The organism is Microcoleus sp. Pol7_A1 (assembly GCF_036701085.1).
Lineage (GTDB): Bacteria > Cyanobacteriota > Cyanobacteriia > Cyanobacteriales > Microcoleaceae > Microcoleus > Microcoleus asticus.
Map to the genome: position 1 here is coordinate 267490 of NZ_JAUBQD010000002.1, position 11437 is coordinate 278926.

General features: G+C 39.7%; 11 protein-coding genes. 5 read left to right on the plus strand and 6 right to left on the minus strand.

Annotated features, from left to right (window positions below):
• Positions 1-115: 115 nt before the first annotated feature.
• From QUA20_RS02700 to QUA20_RS02710, 3 genes are all read right to left on the minus strand, one after another.
• Complete coding sequence (locus QUA20_RS02700) at positions 116-763, minus strand: type I restriction endonuclease subunit R (RefSeq protein ID WP_333185168.1); 648 nt, start codon at positions 761-763, stop codon at positions 116-118.
• Positions 764-1026: 263 nt separating this feature from the next.
• Positions 1027-1341, minus strand: a complete 315-nt coding sequence (locus QUA20_RS02705; protein ID WP_333185170.1) for a type I restriction-modification system subunit M N-terminal domain-containing protein — start codon at positions 1339-1341, stop codon at positions 1027-1029.
• 177 nt (positions 1342-1518) lie between these two features.
• Complete coding sequence (locus tag QUA20_RS02710) at positions 1519-2334, minus strand: tyrosine-type recombinase/integrase (RefSeq protein WP_333185172.1); 816 nt, start codon at positions 2332-2334, stop codon at positions 1519-1521.
• Between the two features lie 367 nt (positions 2335-2701).
• Here QUA20_RS02710 and QUA20_RS02715 point away from each other — a divergent pair, with 367 nt between their 5' ends.
• The 4 genes from QUA20_RS02715 (at position 2702) to QUA20_RS02730 (ending at position 6878) form a co-directional block, all read left to right on the plus strand.
• Entirely contained in the window at positions 2702-2875 is a 174-nt protein-coding gene (locus QUA20_RS02715) for a hypothetical protein (RefSeq protein WP_333185174.1), read from the plus strand.
• A 224-nt stretch (positions 2876-3099) separates the two neighbouring features.
• A complete protein-coding gene (locus QUA20_RS02720; protein WP_333185175.1) occupies positions 3100-4389 on the plus strand; it encodes a dsDNA nuclease domain-containing protein in 1290 nt (429 codons plus the stop codon).
• Positions 4386-4925 (plus strand): hypothetical protein, encoded by a 540-nt coding sequence (locus QUA20_RS02725; RefSeq protein WP_333185177.1) that lies wholly within the window; start codon positions 4386-4388, stop codon positions 4923-4925. The genes QUA20_RS02720 and QUA20_RS02725 overlap by 4 nt, the downstream gene beginning before the upstream one ends.
• A gap of 6 nt (positions 4926-4931) precedes the next feature.
• Positions 4932-6878: an AAA family ATPase gene (locus QUA20_RS02730; RefSeq protein WP_333185179.1), complete on the plus strand. Its 1947-nt coding sequence runs from the start codon at positions 4932-4934 to the stop codon at positions 6876-6878.
• A 1600-nt stretch (positions 6879-8478) separates the two neighbouring features.
• On the opposite strand, the gene QUA20_RS02735 is transcribed toward QUA20_RS02730, so the two are convergent.
• The gene (locus QUA20_RS02735) at positions 8479-9168 is read right to left on the minus strand and encodes a leucine-rich repeat domain-containing protein (protein ID WP_333185181.1); all 690 of its coding nucleotides are present in this window, start codon (positions 9166-9168) and stop codon (positions 8479-8481) included.
• A 430-nt stretch (positions 9169-9598) separates the two neighbouring features.
• Positions 9599-9913 (minus strand): type I restriction enzyme endonuclease domain-containing protein, encoded by a 315-nt coding sequence (locus tag QUA20_RS02740; RefSeq protein WP_333185183.1) that lies wholly within the window; start codon positions 9911-9913, stop codon positions 9599-9601.
• Positions 9914-9983: 70 nt separating this feature from the next.
• On the opposite strand from QUA20_RS02740, the gene QUA20_RS02745 reads away from it, so the two are divergent.
• Positions 9984-10487, plus strand: coding sequence for a TniQ family protein (locus QUA20_RS02745; RefSeq protein ID WP_333185184.1), 504 nt, complete (start codon positions 9984-9986; stop codon positions 10485-10487).
• On the opposite strand, the gene QUA20_RS02750 is transcribed toward QUA20_RS02745, so the two are convergent.
• The gene (locus tag QUA20_RS02750) at positions 10479-11435 is read right to left on the minus strand and encodes a hypothetical protein (RefSeq protein WP_333185186.1); all 957 of its coding nucleotides are present in this window, start codon (positions 11433-11435) and stop codon (positions 10479-10481) included. The two genes, QUA20_RS02745 and QUA20_RS02750, sit on opposite strands and share 9 nt — an antisense overlap.
• Between the last annotated feature and the right edge of the window lie 2 nt (positions 11436-11437).

The window sequence follows — 11437 nt, forward strand, 5'->3', positions numbered from 1 at the left end:
CTCGCGTTCAAGCTTAAAGGAGGACGGTGCTGTTGTAGCGAAAGAGTTTGAGATTTGAGATTTGAGATTTTGGATTGACTCATGAAAAATCAAATCTACTCTACTGAGTTTAATATTATTCAACAGTGGTTTGAACCATTATTTGTCTAATTTGTTTGAGGATTCGCATAATGTCATAAAGTTGATTGCGATGGGGGAGTAGCAGGGAGAAAATATTAGATAAATCGTAGTTCGGGTTAGGTTGGATTAAAAGTTTAATAAATTGGAATTCGTCACCGTTGGTGATTAATCCATAAACGGGGCGTTCTGGGTTGGGGTTTGCCATCAAGTAGGTGAGGGCTTGGGGTAGAGCAACAGAAAAGGCTATAGTTGATTTAGATTCTACAACTAATACCCAGAGTTGCTGTTGAATAATTAGGGTGTCGATGCGTCCTCTGAGTATTTCGTCTCTGTCTTCTAGGAAGAGTTCGACTTCGGGTTCTGTGGTGACAAAGAAGGGTTCGTCGTATAAGCTGGCTAAGGTTAATAAGGGAGAAATGACTAAGTGATTGATGGTTCCTTCGGCTAAGGAACCGCGTTCTCTATGGCGCAAAAATCGGTTTCTGATTTGGTCTAATGTGGCTGTTTCCGAGTCTGTGAGTTCGGGTAAGTCTTGGGTAAATTCTGGAGAAAATTGAGCGTTGCTTGTTGGAGTAAGATTAAATCTTTCTCGCAGGTTAAGCAAACTGGTGATGGTTTTGGAAATCGGTTTAGTTTGAACCATAACTCTAATGCAAGTGAGGGTTGGTAATTGGTAGAGTGTGTCCGTGGAATCTATCTATATTATATGAGGTTTGGCGAAGGTTGGTATTTTTTTGATTTAATAAAACAATCTTTCTGCTCAACGAACCTGTTATCATCTCAAATTTATTGCTAATTTCTGGAGGAGGCAAAGCTATACTAAACGACTTGATTCGATCGGGTACTGATAAATTTCCCCAAAGGCATCCTCAGTAATATTCTTTCGGGGAATCCGATTTAAGATTTTCAACAGCTCCCGCAAAATCGGTTTTTCCAAGCTGTAGCTTCCGGGCGATCGATCAAATAATCAAGGTAAGGGCAGTTTCCGGCAAATAAAGTGCCCAAGAGAGCCTGGTAATCCGTCTTACCCACCGTGCGCCGCCTGCTACTTCCCGCTGCAATTTGCTGTGAAACCAAGCCAAACTTATAGTCAGCGTACAGCAGAAAAACCAACCCGAGAACGGGTACGGAATATTCCGAAGGCTTGAGTTTAGAGTTTGCTCTGAGTTCGTCTGCTGCTTCCCAAAGGCGTTTTTCGAGTTCGGTGTAGAAGGCTGGCATCTTCGCGTTAAATTCCTACGTCCTTGATTGATTCTCTAGTCTTCGGCAACAAACAGCACCACCTCGTACAAGCTCTTATTTTACGCGAGATCGTCTGAATGACGAACAATTGTAACCAGCTCAGGATTGAGAGCTTCAGGCGCAGGTTCAAGCGATCGTCACCAATCAGGAATTTCTTCAGGCAAGCGAGTCTGCTTCGGGTTGTGACAGTTGTGACAGTTGCTCTCTTGGTAACGGCACAGCAGACAATTCATCCTCTACAGGGGAAAATGTAGGTTTCCCCGTGTAGGAAAGCATCGATAAAGAGGCGATCGCTCCTTTGACTTGATCCGGCTTCACCTCTAAGTAGTGCTGCAACTGTTCGAGGTTACTGTGGCCGCTGATTTCTTGAATAATCCGCAGCGGAATTCCGGCGTTGCTCATCTGAGTCAGGGCGGTGCGACGGAAGCTGTGGGTGGAGGCTCCCTCGATGCCGGTTCGCTCGAACGCTTCTCTCAAAATCTGATCCGCTGAGTTGGTGTGCAGATGCTTCCAATGATGGGACGGGTGGCGGCCGGGGAATAAATAAGTCTGGCCGGCGTGAGAACGCCAAGATATTAGGAGACTTCGCAAGTCTTCAATGACCGGAATCGTTCTGGTTTGAAGTTTTCCTTTGGTGTTGGCTTTGCGGAAGTTAATTGTAGAACGGACGGTGCCAGAGTTTGTGTAGATATCCTTGACCATCAGGGAACAAGCTTCGGCAATCCGACAAGCGGTATAGAGACAGACGCCGAAGAGCGTGCGATCACGAGCGGTTTGCAAACCTTTGTTGAACAAAAGCTCGATTTCCTGTTGCGTGAGTATTTTGGCTTGGCCGTGCCGTTCTATCTTCATCTTGGTAAACTCGACCCGATACCACAAAGTTTGCCGCAAATACTGCATTACTGCATCGCTCGGGGATTTCTTAACGTGGTAGTCCAGCTCTGGATGGCGGGCGTAGAATACACAGAGCATCCGTCGCTTGGTTCAAGACGGGACTGAAGAAAATTAGTCCGTTCCTCGGCTGACCGTCATACAACGCGATCGCACAAATTTGTTTGGTAAGCACGATTATGCTTTGCTTCGGCTGCTGTGGGGTAATGCTTTGAGACGAAAAAACCGGGGCCACGACCAACAAGCCGTTACCGAAATGCTTGACTCTATGTTTTGAGTATTTTTACAGGCTGGTGTCAATAATCCATTGATGAGGGCTTGTTTTTGCCTGCGCTCAAGCCCTAGATTTTGTGGCATTGGCGACGATAGAGTATTGGCTGTCAGTAGGTTTTACGTTTGAGGTTGCGAGAGAAGTTCTAAAAAATCTTCAGAAGAAGTATCCGGGGCTTTGAGCGATCGGGAGCCAAACCGGTTAATTTTTGTCAAGGAGTCGCCGGCAGGAGATTCTAAGCTGGTAGAGTTCGATGTGGAGCAAGTAGCAGCTAGAGCTGAGGGTAAGTTTGTAGTACCGATTTGGTTAGATGTGATTTATGGGCGGTTGCGTGAGAAGGTGAAGGGGTAGAGTGCGATCACTTGAACTGCTAGAGTTTGATTTGGACAAGGCGATTGCTTTACTGAAAGCGGGTTAGTCTATGATTTCTGTATAATTAGCTCACATTTATCAGCATTTACCTTAAAAGTTAGGTGAGTAGGAGGTAATTATTTAATTACATTAAGCTTTAAAAGCAATGTGTTCGCATAAATCTATAATTCTACTAGCAAAATTAAATTGTTTTAACTCGACTTATGAATCAACAAGTTACACCAGAAAATGTACTAAGTAATGACCCAGGAGATGAAACACAAAAACGCTTTCGTTATCAGGCTGTGTATGCTGCGATACAGTCTCTATCATTACTTGAAGATTCTGAAATTTGTTCAATATATTGTGAACACCACGAGGATATTTTAGTAAAAAAACAAGATAAAACTTTTGTAGGGATTCAAGTTAAGACGAGAGCTAATGGCAAAGAACCATTCAAAGCTAATGATGAGGATATCCAAAAATCAATCAAAAGATTCTATGAGCATGATTGTATGTTTGGCAATAGCTTTTCAAGGTATGTTTTAGCAGCCAATTGTGGATTCTGGCATGACAAGAAAAATGGAGCCAATTTATACTATATCCTAGAATTAGCGGGAGCAACTACAGATTTTAAAAACATTCCTACAGCCTTGAATTCTTTTATTGATAAAATTTATAATCTTTTAAAGGAAAATAAAATTTTAACTAATGAATACGATTCTTCAACATTAATAAACTTTTTAAAGAAAGTAACCCTGATCCAATCGCCAGGACTAGATGATATAGAAGCCACCCTATTGAGGAAATTAACTCAATTCTCAAACATTAAAGATTTAAGAATTGATCAAGTTAATCGCATCACAAAATCATTGATTGATAAATGTTTAAATGCTGCTTCACTTGTATGCGACTCGCCTAAAGAAGGTTATTATAGCATTTTGGCTAATCCTAATGAAGAACGAACAAAGTTAATTATTAAGGGTAAGCAAATTACAAAAGAAATTATTTTAGCCTTACTTAGAGAAGTTGAAAATGACCAATTCCTCCTTTCTACAGGCAATTCGATACCACTTTCAAAAATGCCAAAAGGAATGAAAAAATTAGAATTAAAAATGGCTGCTGGGGGAATATCAGCAAATAATATAGATAATATTAAAGATCTTAAAAGTTCAATGGAAAACCAGTTGGTGACTTGGCTTTATAAAAAAGGAGAACGCAAAACCAAAGAGCAATATGAGCATATAAGAATCATTGTTCGTAATCAATGCCAAGAAGCCCATGATTTGACACGAATAAATAATGAGTTATTTGGTAACAAAATGTTAAATAAAGTGAGAGAATGCCTGGATTTAGTGTATAAGAATAAAGAGGGTTGTTCATTATTTGGTTTAAGGTATGAGCATTTATTAGGAATGGCCGGAATTTTGACTGAAGAGTGTAAAATATGGTGGAGTGAAGAATTTGACATTAATAGCGAAGAATTTGACATTAATGAGGAGAAAAGTAAATGACCCTGTTTTTAATTGTTGCTAATATTGAGACTAATGACGAGTTGCATTTGGGAAGGATATTGATTTTACTAAAAACTTTTGCCGGACAAAAACAAAATATAGCAATTGATGGATTAGACAAATTAGCAGAATTAGACTTTTTTCTTCGTTATCCTGTCTATTTAGAGAGAGCTTTACCCGCTCGTGGGACATCATCGAATAAAGCGGATATTAAGGACTATGAACGTCAGAGCATAGAAGCAAATACAGCGTACTACAGTTACAAACCTTGGAGTGTAGAATATCGACGTTTCATTAGTCTTTTAGTAGCGAAAGACTTAGTAAGTCTTGAATTTGAAAAAAATATAATTAAAGTTACATTAAGCAGAAAAGGTATTGAAGTTGCTAATAGCTTATCTAAAAAAGAATCATATTATATCATAGAAAAAAGAGCCTCCATTTTAAAACAAAATTTTAACTTAAGTTCAAGAAATTTGATAACCTTTATGTATGAAAACTTTCCAGAAACACAAACCTTTCGGGTAAACAGGAAATAGAACTTTATGAAAATTAGACTTTTAACACTAACACTCCAATGTAAACTTTCAAAGGAAGTGATTTTTTTTTCACATCAAATATCATTTTTTCACGGACAAATATCAGCAGGTAAATCTTCCATAGTCCGACTGATTGATTTCTGTTTAGGGGGTAGTCTTGAAACTACTCCTGCAATTGCTAGTGAATTAGTTTCCGTAGGACTTGCTGCTAGTATTAATGAATATGATGTACTGTTTGAACGAGAAGCAAAGAAATCCAATCAAATTCAGGTGACTTGGAAAGATAACAATAATGTTAATGCTAGTGTCTTAGCTCCGCTCCAACCTACTGAACAAGCTATTTGGGGTAATAACATTTATAACTTCAGTGACTTAATATTCTATTTTCTTGGTTTAAATCCACTCAAAGTCCGTAAAAGTAAAACAGAGAGCCAATCTCCTTTAGTACGGTTAAGCTTCAGAGATATAATGTGGTATTGCTATCTTGATCAAGATAATTTGGACTCTTCTTTTTATAGAATGGAAGATAGCTTTCGTAAACTAAAAAGCTGTGATGTTATGCGTTTTGTGATGGGCTACTATAATGAAATACTCAATAATCTAGAGACAAAATTGGCAGAAATTCAGAAACAATTATCAGGAAAGAGTGAAGCTATTATACAGATCAAAGAATTTCTTAAAAAACTTAATTATAATTCTGAAACAGAAGTTACAAAAGAAATAGACAGTGTGAGAGGAGAATTAGATTTAGCTCGTTCAGAACAAGCAAGAGTTCGAGAGCAGTATAGAATAGAAACTCATTTCGCTGATCGGCTAAGAGAACAGCTTCGTCAGCTTAATGAACAACTGGATAATGACAAACAAGTATTAGTTGATTTAAGAGAGAGGATTGAAGAGGAAACATCTTTGAAAGCCGAGCTAGTTTCCGCAAAGTTTAAATTAGCCCAAACTGAATCTGCTTCATCAATTTTACATGGAATATTTTTTGAATTCTGCCCTGCTTGTAGAACACCAACCAATGATCCAGACTCTTCTAACAACTTATGTTACCTGTGTGGTAAGCACCCAGATCCAGTAGATAACCAATCGATAAATCAGTCTGAGATTGTTAGACGGGATCTAATTTCTCGAATAAATGAACTTGAGGGATCTATAAATAGACACATAAAAAGCGCTGAGCAGCAAAAAGAGATCGTTAGGTATATCGAGCAAGAAAAAAATCGTTTAGATGCACAACTTACAGAGGAGCTTAATCACTATGATTCTGCTTTTCTAGCTCATTTTAGAGAAATAGAAAGACTCATTGCCACTTGTGAAGAAAGATTACGTGGTTTAGAAAAAATCACAGGAATAACAGAAACTATTAATGAAACAGAGAGAGCAATTGCTCAATTGAGAGTTGAAGAAAAGCAACTACAACAACAAATACAAGAAGAGCAGAGTAATTTGAACAATGCCGATCAAAATATAGCTTGTTTAGAAAATAACTTTTTAGAAGCTTTACTAGCAGTAGGTATACCAGGGGTAGAAGATAATTATGAAGTTAAGATTAACCGAAAAACATGGATTCCATATATTTTACCTGCTGGTGACGAAGCTCTTAAGTGGAGTTTTAAGAATGCTGGGAGTGGCGGTAAAAAGTCTTTATTTAATGTTTGTTACGCATTAGCATTACACAAAACAGCTTCAGAAAATAATTTGCCCCTACCAAATTTTTTAATTATAGATACTCCCATGAAAAATATAGGAGAAGATGTTAATCAAAATATTTTTACATCTTTTTATAATTATTTATATAATCTTGCTGAAAATTCACTTGCTACAACGCAGTTTATTATCATTGATAAAGAATATTTTCCACCTAGTTCTCCTGAGATAAATATTATCACTAGGTTTATGACTCCCAAAGATGAGAATTATCCGCCTCTTATACGTTATTATCGTGGGGCATAATTTTATTATGAAAGTAAAAATATTTTCAAATTTTATATCAATAGTTTCTTTTGGTATTTATTCGCCTCTGCAAAACTCATAAAACACCTCTGACATCACCCATCCACCCACAAAGCCAGAATCTCAGACCTCGCCCCACAGTTAAAACACTCAGAGAGCAACCTCAACCCATGCCGATCGCATTCCGTTGCTGTCTTAAACTGCCACTCTATCCGGTGACAAGGGACTGGGCATAACAAGCCCTACACAACCGAATCGGCTCTAACTTCATCCCTACACCAGAAAACGGTAACATTTCCTGTAACCCTTGGGGGGTAATCACTCATATTCGGGGGTAAATGAGCAGTCGTACAGAAACTTACGCTAAGGCTGAAAGTTTTACTGGATAAGCATTCTGGGAATCACTCTTTTTGTCTCTCAAAAACTTGAAGAGTTGAAATTTAAACTGTACCAATTAGAGCATAGTTTGTTTGGTACAGCTTTTGTTGACGGCACAGTAAGGCTTTGAGGCTTTTAAATTTCAGACAGATCAATTGGTACAGGTTTATAAGAGGCGATCGCAATATTCAAAACGGCACAATCAATTTCTTAGCGTAACTTTCTGTTCGGTTGCTCATTTTACCCCTATTCAGTAGCCACCAGCTATCAGACAAACATTCCCGATTATGGATTTTAGCGGATGATCGCCCGTTTACTCTTCTCAAACGTGTTTAATCTGTGTGAGGTAGGTGCAGGCGATCGATTCTTGCGCCACTTCCTATTCCTCTTGAGTCTGACCCCGGTCGCAACGCTGGACGCAACAGACGGGGATACGCGGAAGGTTCAGAAACATAGCAGGCACAGGAAGCTAGACACCTTGATGATTTACGATGACAATCGGGGTCGTGACCAAGGAGACGTTACTGAAATGCTTGATGGGATGTTTTGAGCCAAGACAAATCCCCCAACTTTCGAGTAATTGAGGGATTTTGGTTTTGGCAATTCTCGCCAAGTGTGATCGTACTTGCCACCAGCGAACAGAATACCAGCCGCTCTTTTTGGTCAAAAAGCAGGAATCAAACCAAATCAAAGTCAGTCAAGTTTCAATCTCTGATAGGGCTTTAGGTTTTTGGTGGCGGTTTGCAGTAACGCAGTAAGTAACGAAGGAGTTTCCATCTCTGATACGAGTTTAGGTTGTTTGCGCGTAAATTCATGCCAAAACGAGAGCTGGACATTCCTGCTTGGTTTCAATCCCTGATAGGGTTTGAAATCATGTTACTAAAGGAGTCATTATTCCTAATGAGAGTGTTTTTACACGTCCGCGACCCGGCGAATATGAAAAAGAAAACGCAAAAAAACTTCAATTTGGGCGTGTGCCAGTAGTTGGAGAGTGCATCGCGATATCTAATACCGTGCATTGGTACAAGGTTGTACTTGTGCTTCACACACCCTACCAGACCGAGTTCGATGCTGAGGTCTGGTGCGTAAGGGTTACTCGGGCAGCCGCTATAAAGGCTTCAGAATATTAGTATTTTTGAAGCCAAGGCTTGGAAGTGGGACAGCTCCGTCAGGATATCAAATTTCCCCATTTAGAGCTGGAAACTGTTACAGCTTCGTCAGCCTATTCATATATTTTCAGCTTCGGCAGTTGTCTGAGCGCTTCTGGGATGGAGGTAATCTGATTTCCACTGACCCAAAGCTCTGTCAGATTCGACAGTTGTTTGAGCTCTTCTGGGATGGAGGTAATTTGATTGTAACTGAGGTTAAGCTCTTTCAGATTGGACAGTTGCGTGAGCGTTTTTGGGATGGAGGTAATCTGATTGTTCCCGAGGTTAAGCTTTGTCAGATTGGACAGTTGTCCGAGCGCCTCTGGAATGGAAGTAATCTGATTTAAATTGAGTTTAAGCTCTATCAGATTGGAGAGTTGCCCAAGCGCTTTTGGGATGAAAGTAATCTGATTGCCAGTGAGGCTAAGCATTGTCAGATTGGACAGTTGCCCAATAACTTCTGGAATAGAAGTCATCTGATTTCTACTGAGTTTAAGCTCTTCCAGATTGGACAGTTGTCCGAGAGCTTTTGGAACAGAGGTAATCTGATTGTTCAGGAGGTTAAGCCCTATCAGATTAGACAGTTGCCCAATTGCCTCTGGGATTTCGCTAATCTGATTTGCACAGAAGTTAAGCCATTCTAGATGCGTGCACTTGCCAATTCCTGGTGGCACTTCTTCCAACCCTAAATCCGACAAATCCAATTTTGTCCATTTTTCATCAATCGCTCGCTCAATTCGTCGCACTGCTTCCTCTGGCGTCATGTCCTTTGTCTCTCAGTAGTATTCCTTTTTATTATTGTGACAGTAATTTTGGTTTAGAGAAAGGCAGCAAAAATTAGGAGACGACCGCAGGAGAGCACAGTAATGCCGTTTCCAAAATTTTAATCAGCGCTAAATATGTTCGAGAGAGGTAATTAAAAATTTTCCCATCTATAACTTGAAAGCGCTACCGCTCCATCAGAAATTGGAGTATCCCCATCTAGACCCATAGAACTCCCCCCACTACATCAGGATAGGTACATATCTTGACCCCGGGCTTAAAACTAGCTACAGCTTCATCAGAATATAACAGCTTTCCCGTCTATCCTCACTGTACTCTAAATGGCGGGTTTCCTTTACCCTTCGCAACCTATACCATCCTTATCTCTATGTTACAGCTTCGCTACTGGAGTTTCGGTTGTCCTGCGTAATATTAGGAACGATTTGTCTCTACTTCAAACTCGGTGAAAACCTTTGCCTGCTCTAACATCAACTCGATCGCAAGAGCTTGTATATCGGGCGGATAGCCATATTGTCTCAATAGACGTTTAACCATCACCTTCATTCTCGCTCGGACGCTTTCTTTGAGATTCCAGTCGATAGAAGCGTTTTTGCGTATCCGTGCTACCAGGACGATCGCCAATTCTCGCAGTTGATCTTGTCCCATCACGTCCCGCGTACTCTGGGCTTGGGCCTGGTTGTTACCCCCAGATTTGCTGCTTGGATGAGATTTTAAGGGAGACGGCAATTAAGTCTTTATCCAGAGGGTTTAAGAAGGTTGAAAAGATTATTTTGTAGAGAATGGCTAGGGAGTACGCATGACTTATAGTGAAATTCAGCTTTGGCTATTTGCGATCGCGCCTTTGCCAGGAGAAAGTTTAAGTCATTTTTTAGGGCGGTTTAGGAAATGCAACCACTTAACGCCTAGTAGTTTAGGTCAGATAGCGAAAATTGGGGCTGTAGTGGTACGTTGGGAACGCTTTCATTTCAATCCTTATCCTACTCAGCAGGAATTTGAGGCTTTGGCGGAGGAGGTAGGGGTTGAGGTTGAGGGGTTATGGGAAATGCTGCCGCCAATGGGGGAGGGAATGAAGTGCGAACCGATTCGGGTATGTGGTGCTTGTTATGCCCAGTCGCCTTGTCATCGGATTGAGTGGCAGTTTAAGTCTGTTTGGAAGTGCGATCGCCATCAGCTTAAGCTTTTAGCTAAGTGTCCCCAGTGTGAAGCACGATTCAAGATACCTGCACTGTGGGAGCATGGGAGATGCGATCGCTGTCGGGCAAAATTTGCAGAATTAGCTGTATATCAAAAACTAGCTTAACGGCAAACTGAGCTCATAACACAATAGGTGATTACCTACTAAAGATTTTTTACGCGAAGAGTCTGGTTTAAACTCGTCATTTATATTATTCCGATCTGACTTGCTTAATTTTGTCCATGTAGTCAGTGTATTGTCTGTGTTAAAACCATTATTAAGGCTAATACCAATGATATCTGTAATCAGATAACGATCATGAAAATCATCCCAGAAAAAAACTTGAGCAGTTAGATGTGCGTTCTTTAAAGCAGGAGAAAGAGTTTGAAATTGTTGTTTTGCATCTGCTTCTGAAAATTTCTTAACTAAGTGAATTTCAATATTTTTTTTAGCTGCTTTTATGTCTTTTCTTGCTGCGTTGATAAGATGATGAAAATCTCTGTAACTTTTTCCTGTTACTGGATCTGGATCGAAATATGGGTCAATAAATTTAATCATTCTAGCTTGATTTAGAACCACTTCCAAATACTTTAGATATTCTTGAATATTTCTTTTGAGACGAACAGAACAACTATGGGTTTGCAACCATCTTGCAATAGTTAGTTCTTCAATAGAACAAACTTCTGCTACATTAGGAAAATTTATTGCTGTTTTCTGAGAAGTTAGAATAGCATTTAAAGGCTCATTTCTATGAGAATCAATAGCTTCTTGACACCACTCATCATGACTAGATGGTAATTTTGTAGCTTGAGCTGCTTGAATTTTTCGCAATCTAAGCCTTTCTATTATATATTTGGTATTTTGATGTATATTTAGATGTTTCTGTTTGTGAAGATTGAGAATGTACTTACTCCATGCCCCATCTCTTAAATCACGAACTAGGGCTTCTTCTTCTAAAATGATTTCTTTGAGTTCTTTCAATTTTGAATAGCATAACTGGCGGCGCTCTTTATCATCGCCAACATAACAATCAATGTCAAAAATACATGAACCTAGCGAGTATTCAGAAAGCATAG

Excerpts from the sequence above, each read along its gene's own strand:
- QUA20_RS02700 (WP_333185168.1), bottom strand. The coding sequence starts at position 763 with ATGGTTCAAACTAAACCGATTTCCAAAACCATCACCAGTTTGCTTAAC.
- QUA20_RS02725 (WP_333185177.1), top strand. The coding sequence starts at position 4,386 with ATGACCCTGTTTTTAATTGTTGCTAATATTGAGACTAATGACGAGTTG.
- QUA20_RS02730 (WP_333185179.1), top strand. The coding sequence starts at position 4,932 with ATGAAAATTAGACTTTTAACACTAACACTCCAATGTAAACTTTCAAAG.
- QUA20_RS02750 (WP_333185186.1), bottom strand. The coding sequence starts at position 11,435 with ATGCTTTCTGAATACTCGCTAGGTTCATGTATTTTTGACATTGATTGT.
- QUA20_RS02705 (WP_333185170.1), bottom strand. The coding sequence starts at position 1,341 with ATGCCAGCCTTCTACACCGAACTCGAAAAACGCCTTTGGGAAGCAGCA.
- QUA20_RS02735 (WP_333185181.1), bottom strand. The coding sequence starts at position 9,168 with ATGACGCCAGAGGAAGCAGTGCGACGAATTGAGCGAGCGATTGATGAA.
- QUA20_RS02720 (WP_333185175.1), top strand. The coding sequence starts at position 3,100 with ATGAATCAACAAGTTACACCAGAAAATGTACTAAGTAATGACCCAGGA.
- QUA20_RS02710 (WP_333185172.1), bottom strand. The coding sequence starts at position 2,334 with ATGCTCTGTGTATTCTACGCCCGCCATCCAGAGCTGGACTACCACGTT.
- QUA20_RS02745 (WP_333185184.1), top strand. The coding sequence starts at position 9,984 with ATGACTTATAGTGAAATTCAGCTTTGGCTATTTGCGATCGCGCCTTTG.